Source organism: Bacteroides mediterraneensis, from assembly GCF_900128455.1.
Classification (GTDB): domain Bacteria; phylum Bacteroidota; class Bacteroidia; order Bacteroidales; family Bacteroidaceae; genus Phocaeicola; species Phocaeicola mediterraneensis.
The window spans coordinates 1,759,238-1,775,867 of record NZ_LT635783.1; the positions used below are offsets into that span (position 1 = coordinate 1,759,238).

Annotated in this window: 9 protein-coding genes; 8 read left to right on the top strand and 1 reads right to left on the bottom strand. The window is 44.2% G+C overall.

Features of this window, described 5'->3' with window-relative positions:
• Positions 1-3: 3 nt before the first annotated feature.
• On the top strand, positions 4-9,144 hold the full coding sequence (locus tag BQ7480_RS17585) for a SpvB/TcaC N-terminal domain-containing protein (RefSeq protein ID WP_083535723.1): 9,141 nt from the start codon (positions 4-6) through the stop codon (positions 9,142-9,144).
• 58 nt (positions 9,145-9,202) lie between these two features.
• Positions 9,203-10,084, top strand: coding sequence for a pentapeptide repeat-containing protein (locus BQ7480_RS07105; protein WP_072542301.1), 882 nt, complete (start codon positions 9,203-9,205; stop codon positions 10,082-10,084).
• A gap of 181 nt (positions 10,085-10,265) precedes the next feature.
• Here BQ7480_RS07105 and BQ7480_RS18375 read toward each other — a convergent pair whose 3' ends face one another.
• On the bottom strand, positions 10,266-10,520 hold the full coding sequence (locus BQ7480_RS18375; protein WP_327028250.1) for a copper resistance protein NlpE N-terminal domain-containing protein: 255 nt from the start codon (positions 10,518-10,520) through the stop codon (positions 10,266-10,268).
• Positions 10,521-10,660: 140 nt separating this feature from the next.
• On the opposite strand from BQ7480_RS18375, the gene BQ7480_RS07115 reads away from it, so the two are divergent.
• The 6 genes from BQ7480_RS07115 to istB all read left to right on the top strand — a co-directional run bounded on the left by BQ7480_RS07115 (position 10,661) and on the right by istB (position 16,565).
• Positions 10,661-11,200 carry an RHS repeat domain-containing protein gene (locus tag BQ7480_RS07115; RefSeq protein ID WP_234213561.1) on the top strand — a complete coding sequence of 180 codons (540 nt, stop codon included), beginning with the start codon at positions 10,661-10,663 and terminating at the stop codon, positions 11,198-11,200.
• 282 nt (positions 11,201-11,482) lie between these two features.
• The gene (locus tag BQ7480_RS07120) at positions 11,483-12,934 is read left to right on the top strand and encodes a C10 family peptidase (protein ID WP_072542302.1); all 1,452 of its coding nucleotides are present in this window, start codon (positions 11,483-11,485) and stop codon (positions 12,932-12,934) included.
• A gap of 64 nt (positions 12,935-12,998) precedes the next feature.
• Positions 12,999-13,724 (top strand): hypothetical protein, encoded by a 726-nt coding sequence (locus tag BQ7480_RS07125; RefSeq protein WP_139247643.1) that lies wholly within the window; start codon positions 12,999-13,001, stop codon positions 13,722-13,724.
• A gap of 584 nt (positions 13,725-14,308) precedes the next feature.
• Positions 14,309-14,521 (top strand): hypothetical protein, encoded by a 213-nt coding sequence (locus BQ7480_RS18140; protein ID WP_235816647.1) that lies wholly within the window; start codon positions 14,309-14,311, stop codon positions 14,519-14,521.
• Between the two features lie 9 nt (positions 14,522-14,530).
• Entirely contained in the window at positions 14,531-15,817 is a 1,287-nt protein-coding gene (gene istA, locus BQ7480_RS07130; protein WP_235816648.1) for an IS21 family transposase, read from the top strand.
• 16 nt (positions 15,818-15,833) lie between these two features.
• A complete protein-coding gene (gene istB / locus BQ7480_RS07135) occupies positions 15,834-16,565 on the top strand; it encodes an IS21-like element helper ATPase IstB (RefSeq protein ID WP_072542304.1) in 732 nt (243 codons plus the stop codon).
• The last annotated feature ends 65 nt before the right edge of the window (positions 16,566-16,630 follow it).

The following is a 16,630-nucleotide window of genomic DNA, read 5'->3' on the forward strand; positions in this document are numbered from 1 at the left end:
CGCATGAAGAATTATATACAGAAGGTGGCGTGGGCATTGGTTTTACTGCTTGCCGCCACACTGTCCCTTTCGGCAAAGGACGGGACAGCCGTGAGAAAACTCTTCAAGAAGGGTGTCTCTGACAGTATCTCCGTAGGAGGTAGCAAACTGGTCGTTCTTCAGAAAGACCTCATTCGGAACAGAAGCCTTTCCGTGAACTCTATCGGAGAGGAGAATGTTCCTGAGCTTGACTTTGCCATGACCAACGTCACGGCAGGAGGACAGGGCTACCGTTTTCTCCCTCACGGAACACACTTCACAGGCGAGGGTGCGACTGTCAAGATAAAGTATGACCGCACGAGAATACCAAGCGGCTATACCGAGGACGACATCCGTACCTATTACTACGACCCGGCCGAGAAGCATTGGGTTGCGTTGGAGCGTGTGCGTGTGGACAAGAAGGAAGAGTGTGTCGTTTCAAAGACGACCCACTTCACCGACATGATCAACGGTGTGATACAGGCACCGGAGTCACCGCAGACAGAAGGCTTTGCCCCGACGATGATGAACGACATCAAGGCGGCTGACCCGACGGCGAAGATAAATGTCATTGCGCCTCCAAGCGCAAACAACCGTGGCTCTGCCAACTTGCAGTATCCGTTCGAGATGCCGCCAGCACGAAACGGTATGCAGCCAAGCCTTGGCTTGCAGTACAGCAGCGAGGGCGGTAGCGGTTGGCTTGGCGAGGGTTGGAACGTCAGCGTGCCAAGCATTACGCTTGACACCCGGTGGGGCGTGCCTCGTTATGACCAGTCAAAAGAGACGGAGACTTATCTTTTGTCCGGTTCAATGCTCTCCACTATGGATGACAACGGACAGATGGGAGTCGCACACCGTGGCGAGAAGATGAACAGAAAGGCTGACCGCCAGTTCTACACCCGCCAAGGCGGTGATTTCAGCCGTATCATCCGCAAGGGTGACAGTCCTGCCAACTATTATTGGGAGGTTACAGACAAGCAGGGTGTCAAGTACATCTATGGTGGTGACGGAGCTGTTGTAAAGGGCAATGTCACTGATGCTTCGGGCAATACCCGTGAGGTGATTGCCGAATGGAAGCTGAAACGTGTCGAGGAACTCCACGGTGACTATATAGAATATGTGTATGACATCGTGGATGAGGATGTGCGTGGCGGCTTGAAGGCCAAGGCTGCATATCTGAAAGAGGTTCACGCAGGTAATGCAGGACAGGAACCGCACACCGTTGTACTCTTTGAAGGCAACAAGGTAAAGCAGGTAAAGACCAACAATGCCCGCTATGGATTCCTCGCCTCCTCCAACAAGCTGCTGGAGAAAGTGACCGTGAATTTCCAGGGCGAGACATTGCGCAGCTATGCCTTTGACTACAAGGAAGGTGCATTCCACAAGGAAATGCTCACAGGTGTCAGACAGTACGACAACACCGGAAAGGAAGTGGCTTTCCAGAACTTCGACTATTATGATGATGTGCAGGCTGAAAAGGGATATGTTCCGTTCAAGGACGATTCCGAGAAATGGAACACGCACGATGACGGACTTGACGCTGGTTTCGTCAATCCTTTAAAGACTGTCAGCAAGCGTTTCAGCGACAAGCCTACTGCACTTGGCGGAACAACAAGTTCTTCTGTAAGCGGTTCGTTCTATGCAGGTGTGGGACCTTGGGACGGAAGCAAATGGAAAGGCAATACAATAGGAGGTTCTTACAGTTACTCCAGCGATACCAGCAAGGGACTTTCCGCATTCGTTGACTTGAACGGTGACGGACTTCCAGACAAGGTTTATAAGTCCGGTGGTTCCGTATATTATCGTCCACAGGTCAAGACTGACAACGGAGAAGTCGTATATGGTGAGCCTGTCAAGGTAAAGGGCATCAGTAACTTCTCGACAACCAAAAGTTCTACGAACTCTTTCGGTGCGAATGCCGTTGTCGGTTGGAATGTCCTGACTGCCGTTGTCGGAACGGACAAGTCAACCACTAAGACCAAGACCACCCAGTATTTCAGCGACATCAACGGTGACGGACTTGTTGACCTCGTTTCAAATGGCAAGGTTTATTTCAACCACTTGGAGTTTGACGAGGCAGGCAATGCCGTGCCTACATTCACTTTGAGCAGTGCCGATACGCCAAGTCCTATCATCTATGGCGGCAAGGTTGACACATCCGTTATGGAGGTTAGCGAGGATGAGCAGGCAGAAGCCATCAAGAACTCCCCTATGGAGGATATTGTGCGTGTATGGCAAGCGCCAAAGGATGGAACAGTAAGCGTGGCAGGTCAAGTAAGCCTTGTCGCTCCTACTGGAGACTATGACGCTGACGAATACCAAAAAGCGGACGGTGTGAGGGTTGCCATTCAAAAGGGTGGCAATGAGCTTTGGAACAAGACTATTGCAAAGGGCGACGGCAGTTCTTATGCCGCTGCAGTCTCTTCTGTTGCCGTCAAGCGAGGTGACAGAATCTATTTCCGTGTGCAGTCGGGTTCCGAGGAAACAAGCAACGGCTCATTTGACAAGGTGAACTGGTCGCCTACCATTATATACGCTGGCGAATCTAATGTTTTGCCTAACGGGCTTTCTTCAACAGAGTACAAGCCTGAGGATGGTGCCATCTATGATGTGAACACCTCTGCCAATGTGGAGAATGGTTCAAGTGTTGAAGTTCACAGTGTCTTCCACAAGCCTGTAACAACCGACGATGTTGTTCTCAGCATCATCGGCAGCAACGACAAGAAAGACAGTGACGGAAACGACAACCCGAACTATATCGAGAAGACGGTCTTTGCTCGTACACTGAAGGCTAATGAGACTTTCAATGGCGATTCACTCAACATCAGTCTGGAGAATACAGAAAAGCTGACCAACTTCAGCTTTGAGATTTCATCCACCTCAAATGTTGATTGGAAGAATATCGGTTGGCAAGCGTCTGTGACTTATAAGGACTCTGCCAATATCGAACAGACGGTAGCCGTTCCTGCACACTACAATACATTTGCAAATGCCTTGGCAGAGGGCAAGCCATACTTGACCACAGCGACTGATACAATTATGGTTGTGTCACCAGTGCTTATCCTTTCTGACAATTCCATCAATGGCCAGATTACTTTGACTGCCAAGACAGAGGATGCACTTGTTGGCAAGAAGTCTTTCACTATCGAGAATGGCATTTTGAAAGCCGATACTCTGCGATTTGCAACAACCGCAGGAAAGAAGTTATGGTTTGAATACAGCTATCCTGCAACTATCTCGGATGAAACTGTTACTTCTGCCTCTGTTTCCATTCAGAAAGATGCGGCAGGTCTTGTGACAGAGAATGTCCTTGCTGGATTCTATGCAGAAAGCGATAATCTTGGCTTCGGTATGCTTTACCGTGGCTGGGGAGGTTTTGTCTATAACTCTGCAGAAGGCAGATATGCAAAGCCTATTGACGAGTCATTGCTGAAATTGCCGGAAAACGAGAACGACAAGGTTGATCCTCTCACAATGGCATTCACTCCATTGGGCACAGACCAGACCTCTATGGACAAGTGGGTCGGTCAGCGACAGGACATCTATCTTACTGCGACCGAGGCAAGCACAGCCCGATTGACCGAGCAGGATGTACTCCTTACCAATCCTTTGGATAACAATGCGGAGGTGGCAGGACTTGCAGGTGAATACTTGCAAGGCACTGGCGCAGCGGCGGTAAACCAAGTTGTATCAAGCAAGAGTACCGTTGTGCAAGGCGGTGCGCTGGGCATTACCCACAACAATGCAAATGGTAGCTCCAAGACGGAAGTTGCCATGATGGATATGAATGGTGACGGATTCCCTGACATCATTGCTGGTGGTAGTATCCAATACACCAATTCACAAGGCGGATTGAGTGGAGAAATCTACAAGGGTATCGGAGCTAATAACTCTGACAATGCTTCTGAGGCATGGGGATATGGCGGCAATCCTGTGGCTTCCGTATCACAGATTACGAATTTGGCGAAAGGTGTAAAGCAGTCTTTGAGCAATGTACAGACAGAATGGCAAGCTCAATTCTCTATCACTGGCAGTGCGCCAAAGAACACAGATGAAGCCGTAGAGTCATTCATTGACATCAATGGTGATGGACTTCCAGACAAGATTCTTTCCGACAAGAAAGTAAGATTAAATCTTGGTTATGCCTTTACTGAACCTATTGATTGGGAACTTGATCGTATTCAAGGTGGTAAGAGTCTCTCTTATGATATAGGTGCAAGTGGTGGCGCTAACCAAGGATTTGGCGAAATTAAGGAAAAACAAATCAATAAGGCCTCCGGCAGTTTCTCCGCAGGATTTGGCATCGTGACTTCTGAAAGCGAAGAGGAATACAACCTTATCGACATCAACTCTGACGGTCTCCCAGATAAGGTCTGGAAGAATGGTGATGGTATCATTGTTGCCCTTAATACAGGCAATGGCTTTGACGAGCCTATCAGTTGGAAGGGTGCAAGTGCGCTTAGTGAATCAGCCTCTACATCAGAGTCTGCAAATGCAGCGTTCACTTTGACCATCAACATTCCTGTCATAAGCATCAAGATTTCAACCAACCCTGGTGCTTCCACCTCACATAGCATCAACCGCCCTACATATTCTTTGCAGGATGTGGATGGTGACGGCTATCTTGACATCGTTGAGTCTGAGAAGGAAAGCGAGTTGAAGGTTACACGCTCTGCCATTGGCAGAACCAACATGTTGAAGTCAGTCACCAATTCCTTGGGCGGAACTTTCACATTGGACTATGCCCACACCACTCCGACCTACGGTCTTCCTGGTGGCAAGTGGGTAATGTCTGCCCTTACCGTTGACGACGGAATCCATGACGATGGTCCAGTCATGACAACCGCCTTTGAGTACAAGGACGGAAAGCGTGACCGCCATGAACGTGAGTTCCTCGGTTTCGGTGAGGTTATCACCAAGAACCTCGATACGGAGAATGGCAATTCTGTTTACAGACAGGCTGTTGAGAACTACGATGTAGCCAACTACTACACGCAGGGCAATGTTACCGCTACTTCCGTGGAGGATGCCAACGGCAACAAGTACACCGAGACAAAGAACCGTTACGACAGCTACTATCTGACTGCCGACGGTGACAAGTACACGTTCGCAAAGCGTGACGTGAACCTTTGGAGCGACCGTGCTTCTGCATTCGTTCCTCTCCGCTATACGGCAAACTTGCAGTATGAGGGAGCGGCAAACGGTGTGGTTACATCCGAGGCATGGAACGAGTATTACCTCAATGGCTATCATGGTGAGTTGAAGTCCTACAAGTACAGCGACAAGGGCAGTCTTGGCGAGGACGGAAACGGCAAGTTCGATTATGCGACTGCTATCAAATATACCGACAATGCAAGCAAGCACATCCTCGGACTTCCTGTTGATGTGACTGTTACAGGCGGTGACGGCTCACTCTATCACCATGTGACGGCGAAGTATAATACCAACTACGCCAACCATATCACTCAGATTACACAGCAGTTGAATGACGGTGCGGCAGTTACTGATTACAAGTACGACTCTTACGGCAACATCATCCAGAAGACCCTCCCTGCCAACGGCAAGGGACAGCGTATGTGGTACAAATACCGCTATGAGCCGGAAATGAACATGTATGTTGAGCGTATTGACGATGCGTGGGGTTACCGCAGCGAGCAAGGCAACTTCGACTATCGCTATGGTATCGCCAAGGAGCATCGTGACCTCAACAACTTCTACTATGAGACTGATGTTGACGACCTCGGTCGCATTACTGGCGTACGTGGTCCAAATGAGTTGGCTACGGGCGTGCCTTATGCCATCGCCTTTGAATATCAGCCTTTGGCTACATTCAATGAGAGTGGCATTACCGCTCCTGCTTACGCAGTGACCAAGCACTACGACATCCAGCACCCTAACGACGACTTGGAGACCGTTACATTCGTTGACGGTTTCGGAAGAGCCGTGCAGGTGAAGAAGGACGGTGTTGTGACAAGTGCATCCAAGGGAAGCTCTGCCAAGGACGAGAACGTGATGATTGTCAGCGGCAGAAACGTGTATGATGCTTTCGGACGTGTGGCAAAGGCTTTCTATCCTACAACGGAAGGAACTGGATCGAACTCAACGTTCAGCAAGTCATTTGACAATGTATCTCCAACGGTTACTGTTTATGACGTGCTCGACCGTGTTACCTCTGTGACATTGCCGGACAACTCTACGACAACTACGGCATATACAGTTGACAATAGCAGTCATACTCTCGTTACAACCGTAACGGATGCACTTCATAATGTGCAGGCAACCCATACCAACGGCAGTGGCAAGACCTTGAAGACCATCCAGAAGAGCGGTCCTGACGGTGAGATTACCACTTCGTTTGAGTATGATGGCATACAGCGTCTTGTTCGTGTTACCGACACGGAGGGTAATGTAACGACCTCTACTTACGACATGGGTGACCGCCGTACTGAGGTGAACCATCCTGCAAGCGGCATCACAAGTTTCACTTATGATGCGCTCGGCAATGTGCTGACCAAGCAGACTGCCAACCTTGCAAAGGAAGGCAAGTTCATCACCTACGATTACGACTATCAGCGTCTGACGGGTATCAACTACCCAGACCACCCGGAGAACAACGTAAAGTATTACTACGGTGGTCGCAATGCCTCTCAGAACCGTATCGGTAGGTTGATGCTCCGTGAGGACGGAACAGGTGCCATCGAATACTTCTATGGCAAGATGGGCGAAGTCACCAAGACCCGCCGCACGATGATTGTGCCTAACCAGGCGATAGCAACCTACGTGACGCAATGGACTTATGACAGCCACAACCGTCTGTTGGAGATGATTTATCCTGATGAGGAGAAAATCACCTACTCTTACAACCTCGGAGGTCAGCTTGAAAAGGTTCATGGCTACAAGTCATACGGCTACGATTATGTAAGCAAGATTGGCTATGACAAGTTCGAGCAGCGCACATACTTGAAGTATTGCAACGGTGCAGAGACATTCTACACCTACGCCCCACAGCGTCGCAGATTGCAGAACCTCACTGTGAATAGTGGTGGCAACACCATTATGGATAACGCTTATACATACGATGCAGTAAGTAATGTGCTCAGTGTTGTAAACGGTGCGTCAGTCCCACAGAGTGGCAAGGCTGGCGGACAAATGGCGCATACCTATACATACGATGCACTCTATCGTCTTGTAAGCGCAACAGGTACTTATACAGGTGCGGACAACAAGACAGCAAGCTACACTCTTGCGATGGGCTACGATAACATGCACCGTATCACATCAAAGCGTCAGATTCTCACGCAGAACAATGTGCAGTTCAACGGTACGTTGAATGCTGGCTATGATTTGTCGTACACTTATGGAACAGACACAGGCAAGAAATTCCAGCTTGCCAATGTGAAGGATGTGAATTATCGCACGGAAGAAAATCCGTCAGAGAGCGAGAATGTGAACAACAATCACGCCTATGAGTATGATGCTAACGGTAATCTTGTTTATGTCAACACAAGCCGTACCAAGAAGGATGGCATGGCTGACGAGAAGACCGCAGAGCGCAAACTCAAATGGGATGAGGAGAACCGTCTCCTCGCTTCTGATGATAACGGCTTTGTTACCAATTATTGGTATGATGCAGATGGTGAGCGCACAGTGAAAACTTCTGGCGAGAGTGACCAGGTTTATGTGAACTCCGAGTTTGCTGGAGGTCGCACGAACACAGCCAAGTTCTCGTTGTATGTAAGTCCATATTTGGTTGCCAACCAAGGCGGACGTTACACCAAGCATATCTACATCGGTAGTCAGCGTGTCGTTTCCAAGATTGGTGACTTCGACTCTTACGGCTCAGACCCACGCCGCATCCAGTATGCAGGTAGTGAGACTGATGGCTTGTCTGTTGATTATAAGGTTAAATATACTCAACAGTTGCAGGTCATTAAGGATAATTATGCAACCTTTGCAGTGCCGTACAATGGCGAGGACAACAACGACTATGTCGATGGCAAGGGCTTCTGCTGCAATGACGGCAGCTTGGAGGCTGCGCAGGCACGTGTTATGGCAAGAGCAATGAAGAACAATTTCCAAGAGGGTGACTCATACGAGAAGATGCAGTTCTACTATCACCCAGACCATTTGGGTAGCAGTAGTTACATCACCAACCTTGAAGGCGAAGTGGTGCAGCATATCGAGTATGTTCCTTTCGGTGAGGTTTTCGTTGAGGAGCGCAACAACATTTGGAATACACCTTATCTTTTCAATGCGAAGGAATTCGATGAAGAGACGGGATTGTATTACTATGGAGCGAGGTACTATGACCCAAGATTAGGACTATGGATAACTACAGATCCTTTGCAAGAAAAATACTACGACATCTCTACTTATTGCTATGCTTATAACAATCCAATACGATATGTAGATCCAACAGGAATGGAAGGATGGCTGTCTGATTGGTGGAAACAAAACAATGTTGGAACCAGATTGTTAGGAGGTGTCCAAATGGTTGGCGGTTCTATTGAGGCTGTTGGTGGAGGAATCGGTGGAATTCTTACTGCAGAAACAGGTGTAGGTCTTGCTGGTGGTGTCGCTCTGTTGTTACATGGTGCCGACAATGCTTATGCAGGTGCAAAGCAAATGTGGACTGGAAAAAGCCAAACTACATGTACATATGCTGGCACTAAATATGCATCTCAAAAATTGGGGGCCAGTGAGGAGACAGCTGACAAAATAGCAACAACAGTAGATGTTGGAACAAGTTTTGTCGGAGGAGGCTCTGGACTATACAAAAGCAATAGATTTGTCACTGGGAGACTTCAAAAACATGTTAATCAAGCTGTCAAGGAAGTTGATTCAGAAGGACTAAAGGCATTGACTCAGAAACAACTTAGAGCAGTCCAAAAGAATTCGAGATTATATCCAGCATATAGGGGTAACAGAATAGATGTGCGTACCAGACAAAAAGTTGGAAATGACAAGTTTCTAAAATGGTTTGATATAAAAAGCAATTATACTAATGGACCAGATTTTACCAGAGGAAACAAATGGTGGGATATGACAACTCATGCCCAATGGCAGAAACATGTAAATAAATATGGGAAAAATGGCACTTTATTAAACACCGCTCCTAAACGTTAATAACTGTAATTAGAGCCAGAGACATTCAGTTTCTGGCTCTATAATAAAATAAGATGAAATGAATTTACTCCATTATTTCAATAAAAAAAGAGAATTATCTCCAAGTAATAGGAAAGAATATTCCTTAAATGAACATGGATATGTGGATTTAAAGAACCAATTTATAGATAGTTCCGATTTGGCAAACAAATACGAAAAATGCGATTTTTCTAAATCGTCGTTTGCTCATTCCAATAGAATATATTGGATAGAAAACAGAATATTTATAAATTCAATATTTTATAAAACAATTTTTAGAGCATTAGCAGAACATGGAAATGAATTTTATAGCTGTATGTTTGAAAATATAAATTTCAAAAATGCAATTATAGGATACGATTCATCGTGCTATACCTATTGTACTTTTAAGAAAGTCAAATTCGGTGCATTTATAAAACCACAATTTAGAGATTGCAAATTTATAAATTGTGATTTTTACGATGTGGATTTTCAAGCTTCAAATTTTGAAAATTGTGAGTTCATCGGCAATTTAGATAACGTGTGGTTTAGAGGAGGATTTCCTACAGAATCTTTTAAAAAAGAGTTTGGAAATGCTAAGCAGAATAAAATGCTAAATGTATCTTTTGAGGATGCAATATTACATGATGTGACATTTAGTGACAATTGTGATTTATCTACAGTTTTGTTCCCTAAACAAGGAAAGTATTTGTTTTTTGATAATTGGGATGAACAGTTAGATCTGATAATGAATGAATGTACAGCAAATAAGTCTATGACAATAAGAAACGATATTGTTTCTTTTGTTGAAATACACAAGGTTCATTCAGCAAATCAAAAGTATTATATCTTAAATGTTGTAGATTTGTTGAAAGAGTATGATGATAAAGCTGTTGAAATTATTGCAAAAAAAGCAACACAAAAAATAGGATTTTCAGAATAGAAATGTAAAATAAACTGTGTCATACTACAATTGGTAAACACAGTTTATTTACGTTTTATCTTTGAGCCACCTTGAAAAAAAGTGACATCAAAACAGAGTGGTGCTTCAAAATGCTGGAATTTTTTACAGACCTTATGTATCTGCACTACAAGACGATTTAATTTACACGACCTATATGCACTTATTTTTTCTTCAATACATATAGCTTAGCAGTCTCACCTTTCGGTTCATTACCCAGTGAATCTGTCAAGACAACATTGTTGGCATCCTTCACTTTATAGAAGGTATGCTCGCCACTTGAAGAGCGCACAAGCATCAAGACATTGTTGTCAAGCACTTGAAAGGTGCCGCTTGTTTCGTCATACCCTTTTTTGCTATCTATTTTGCAAAATAGAACAAATCTATGCAATAAATGCAAATTACAATCGTCTTTCAACTATAACACAAAAAGTTGGCGAGATGAAAATAACATTAAGACAAGGCTTCAAACCGCCTTAAAAATCAGCAGGGAATATCAGAGGATTTTTTCCTTTGAATCTTTGACTTATTTCCTTTTGCAGAATCTGCTCCACTACCGTGACCGATGCACTCCATAATGTTCAGGCTACCCATACCAATGGCAGTGGCAAGACCTTGAAGACCATCCAGAAGAGCGGTCCTGACGGTGAGATTACCACTTCGTTTGAGTATGATGGCATACAGCGTCTTGTTCGTGTTACCGACACGGAGGGTAATGTAACGACCTCTACTTACGACATGGGTGACCGCCGTACTGAGGTGAACCATCCTGCAAGCGGCATCACAAGTTTCACTTATGATGCGCTCGGCAATGTGCTGACCAAGCAGACTGCCAACCTTGCAAAGGAAGGCAAGTTCATCACCTACGATTACGACTATCAGCGTCTGACGGGTATCAACTACCCAGACCACCCGGAGAACAACGTAAAGTATTACTACGGTGGTCGCAATGCCTCTCAGAACCGTATCGGTAGGTTGATGCTCCGTGAGGACGGAACAGGTGCCATCGAATACTTCTATGGCAAGATGGGCGAAGTCACCAAGACCCGCCGCACGATGATTGTGCCTAATCAAGTGATCGCAACTTATGTGACGTAATGGACTTATGACAGCCACAACCGCCTGTTAGAGATGATTGTCCAGACGAGGAGAAGATTACTTCTCTTACAATCTCGGCGGTCAGCTTGAGAAGGTTCATGGCTAAAAAGCAAAGGATGTTAGTTCTTATATATTAATAAAGTAAAAAATGCCCAAATGCAATATATTTTAACGCCTTAATAATGAAAATTGTTAATAATACATAAATAACGCATTCGTTATATATCGATTTAAAATAAATTTCGTAAATTTGCATAATTTAATCAATAGTACTGTATAAATATGAAAAAGTATTTAGTTTTAATATTATTGGCAGTGATTGTATCATCGTGCCAAGATGAAATTCTTAATGACAGTAATCCTGTTATTGAGAACGTGAATGTTAATTTGTCTATGGATGAGGCAATGAGTATTGCAAATGATAATCCTACAAATTTATCAGAGGATGAGATTCTGGCAATGGTAAATGATTTTTCCACTTCGTTGGGCTCAAAAACAAGAAGTGCTGCCAATCCAAGAATGTCTATTGTGGGCTCATATCGCATTGGCGGAATTATATCAAGCAAGACAACAAGAGGGACTACGACTGATAGTATTCCTGTTTATGAGGTGTGTTTACAGTCTGGAGAAAAGAGTGGGTATGCTTTAGTTTCTGCCGACTCTCGAAGTGCTGGTGTTTTGGCATATATAGAAAATGGTAATTTTGAGAAAAAAGATAGTACTGGGGCATGTTTGATGTTAAAATTGGCAGAAGCTTCAACTGTTTCAGAGATAAATAAAATAGAAAGGCTCAAAGTTGAGTTACGAGAGAAAACCTTGAAGAAAGTAGCTTCTTGTTTGGGTAAATCTACAGTAACATATGAAGAAATAAAAGATTTGATTGAGGTTAATGGTGTAAAAAGCCATGAAACAACTTCCCGTTCTACAGCTTATGACAAACCTTTGAGCCAGATTATATCGTTAATGCCTCAAAATGGTGGAGCTGTTTTAAAGACCGAGTGGGATCAAGACAATCCTTATAACTTGTTGTTGCCTAAAACTTATAATGAATATCATACGGAAACAAATTACCCTATGGGGTGTGCTATTACAGCAGGAGTTCAAACTTTAGCAGCTATCGCTCCGAGCATGACGATTGATGGAACAGTCATAGACTGGGCATTTGTTACTAAAAAACCGAAATTGAAGTATGATTCGTATTTTGGCGGAGATTATGAGGAGGCTATGATGATTTCCAAAGTAGTTAAGCATATGTATGAAGGAACAAATACAACACCAAATATTGATGAGGATTTTAAGTATGGGCCTTATGATGATCCGAATATACCTCGTGTAAAAAGTAGTACAACTTCAGTTTCTAATTTATTGGATTATTTAAAGAAGTATGTTTCTTGTGGCACTTATTATAATAAATATGCCCCAGATCCATTGTTAAATACGATAAATGCAAACCGCCAGATGCCTTGCGTTGCAATAATGGGTGGAACACATACTGCAAATGAACAGGCAGAAAAAGGTTCTCATGCTTGGGTTATAGATGGATATGCAATTTGCACTAAGACAAGCAGAGAAATTTTACGAAATAACGATTTGTACTTTCATGCTAATATGGGATGGGGTGGACCTGACAATGGCTTTTATAAGGTAAATGCAGATGCTTCGACTGATTTTGAGACAACATTAGGCACTTATAATATAAATTTTTGGGAAATAACAGAAATTCATAAGAAATAATTAGTTTTAATTGCATTTGGTGTACAAAGTTATGTACATCAAATGCTTTATTCTATTGGCAAATATGAAAATAATTCAATACTTTTTTCTTTTTTTTGTGTTTTCTATAGTATATGGCTGTAGTAATGGTACTGATGTTTCATCATTGTGTTTTGAAAAAGAGTATTACGAAAAGCCATTATTAGAAAACCCATCGGAAATTATGTTTAGTGGTGGAAGCAACAATCTTTCAGTCGAAGTGTCAGATGATAATGTTTTGGAAGCCACTATTGATGCTGGAAAAATAAAAATAAAGACAAAAAAGAATGGGATTGTTTATCTTGTTGTAAAGGATAAGACGGAGAATACTAGCGTTACTATTAGGGTTAAGGTCGTGGATAGTTACTTAGGTTTGCAATTAGGCAAACCAATTCCGAACTATTCTGTTTATAACGAAGATGACAGACTTTATTTAGTAAATAATAAAAGTAAATCATTTTATTTATATGATAAATCTTTTAATTTAAAAGCTACTGGCAATTACAAACTGTTTGTGAAAAACTCAAATTATTTTCTTTCTTTAGTCTTTTCAGATAAGGTTTGTTTTTATAATATTTCAAACAGTTCACATGCTTTTTTATGGGGAGCCATTCCTACTTATTTAGGGTTTTTATGGACGAATGAAGGTCTTACAACTACTAATGCACGAGATATATCACCTGTCGTTATGACTGCTTTTGATTTAGACACAAATAACGTTTACTATTTTAATGTTGATTCTACCGAATTTCCTTACGGGATATTAAATTAAAACACAACAGCAATTAGCAATATACAACACCTTTCTGTTGATGCTATTTTGAATATATGTAAAACTGATGATATTAGAGGTGAAGTTCTGAATGGTAAAGGTGTAAGAGTTAAGTAAACGACTCTCTCATTTACTCATTGATAAAGCTGACAATGCAAAAGACTTTTCAATAAGATTCAAAAGGATGGTAGGATTGAAACTCTTGCCATCCTTTTTCGATTAAGTCTCACAATCTACACTTTGTCAGCTTTTGGCTTTATTGTCCATTGTTATTATTCAATAATGGTTCTTTCTCTAACGATATGCTGTTTTTACCAAGAATTTACATAAAAGTTGTTATAATATGACAGTATCGGCGAATCGGTACCACTGTAGCGCATGAATCGGTACCATCATAGCACTGCATTCGGTACCATCGTATCACTTGAATCGGTACCATCATAGCGCCCCAATCGGTACCAAAAAGATGTAAAGTTCTGCTCATGTATAATAATAACCGCCTATCTTTGCAGAAGAATTTTTAAATCTGTATAGATATGGCACAAAGTAATGTAAACATGAGCAAATTAAAACGTTCATTTCAAATGCTAGCGGCAAAAATACCGCAACGCACCATTTGCGAGCAACTACACATGGGACGTGGCGTACTGAACCGTTACAAGACCTTGGCGGATTCCCAAGGTTTGTCCTATGGCGTGATAGGCCGCATGAGTGACGGGGAAATAGAATCTTTCCTCCAGTTGTCCAAACCCACAGCAGCCCCATCTTCCCAACGTCAGGTGCTGGACGGGCTGTAGCCTGAATATGTGTCAGACTTGTCGCATAACCGCTACCTCACCATTCAAGCCCTGCACGAGTCATACAAGAAGGAGCATCCCGACGGATATGGATACACCCAGTTCAAGAAGTCAATCCGTAAGTATCAGTACTCACACAACCTCAGCTTCCATAACACCTATATTCCTGGGGAAGAGATGCAGATTGACTTCGCCGGCGATACCCTGTGGCTTACCGACCCGAAGACAGGTGAGCTAACCAAGGTTGTCGTCCTGGTCTGTATCCTGCCATACAGCGGCTTGGGATTTGCCAAGGCTATGTACAACGCTTCCATGGAGAACTTCTTCGGCGGTATATCCGATGCCTTCTCTTACTTCGGCGGAACAACTCGCATAGCCAAGAGTGACAACATGAAGCAGTGGGTGAAGAAATACGACCGCTACGAGCCAGCGTTCAATGATGCAGCCGTGGAATGGGCCGCCTACTACGATACAACCCTCCAAACCTGCAGGGTTCGCACTCCCAGGGACAAAGGTCCAGTCGAGGGACTCGTCCAAAAGACCTACAATGCCGTCTACGCTCTGCTACATGACGAGGTGTTTTACAATCTACCGAGTATGAATGCCCGTATCTATGAGTTGATGGACGGCTTCAATGAAAAGCCGTCCAGAACGACAGGGAGAAGCAGACGTGACATCTTCGAGGCGGAAGAGCAACCTACGTTGGGCAAACTGCCCATGACTCCATACCGCTTCAGATATCGCAAGGAGGTGAAACTGTCCGGTACCTATCACGTCATGGTTGACAAGCACAACTATAGCGTGCCATACCAGTATGTCGGGCAAAAGGTGAGCGTACTGTGGGACTTGGATACCGTGGAGGTTTACTCCGGGAGTTCTCGCATAGCCATCCATCAGCGTCGCCAAGGATCTGGATACAGCACGCTTGACGAGCATATGCCAGACAAACATCTTGCCTACAAGCACGGACAGGGATATAATGCCGCCTATTTCCTGGAGGAGGCGGCATTGGTCGGCAGCAACACCACTGCTGCAGTCCAATCCATCCTCAATCGCACGAAGCATGTCGAGCAGTCGTACAAGTCCTGCCAAGGAGTCCTGTCTCTCAAGCGCAAGTATGGCAAGGAGCGTCTGGAGAAGGCCTGCAAGCGTCTGGCAGGTTGTTCATCCATCACCTACACGACCATCCGCAATGTGTTGGAGAAGAACCTTGATCAAGTTGACGGGGAAGAAACAGTCTCAAATGTGCCACAGAACGACTATGTGAGAGGCGCGGAGGCATTTATGAACATTTAAACATATATATAGTAACATGAACTTACAAGAAACCATCATACAACTCAACGAGTTGAAGCTCAGAGGTATGTCATCCTCCTTCGAGGCCATGACCAGCCTTCCTGTACAGAACCGCCCATCCCTGGAAGTCGCCATCTCCAAGATGGTGGATGCAGAGGTGCAGGACAGACGAGATCGAAAGACCGCCATGTATCTAAAAATCAGCAAGCTTAGATATACGGCACTCTTAGAGGATGTCATCTGTGGAACAGACCGCAACTTCACCAAGGATGACCTTACCGCCATTGCCGACTGTGCCTTTATACGCAGGCATGAGAACTTGCTCATACAAGGAAAGTGCGGCTGCGGAAAATCCTTTCTTGCCTGTGCCCTTGGAAGACAGGCTTGCATGCTAGGCTATAGAACTCTCTATCTCAACATGAACAGCTTTGTGGAGAAAGTTGCACTCAGCAAGCTGGATGGGTCGTACCTAAAGATGATAACCAATCTAGAAAAGTATGACTTGCTCATATGGGATGACTTCGGGTTGCAGCCAATGGATGACAAGACCAGACTCGCAATGCTCCAAATCCTAGAAGAGAGATACGAGAGAAAGTCCGTCATTATCGCCTCACAGCTTCCTATTGCCAAATGGTATGATTATATAGGTGATCCTACCTTGGCAGATGCCATTATGGACCGTTTGGTGGCAAATGCAAGTAAAATAGAGTTAAAAGGCGATTCTATGCGCCAGAAATTGAAAAAATAAATTACCTTTGCAAATTGAAAAGCAGAACTGAAATCTTGGTACCGCTTGCAGCGATACAAGCGGTA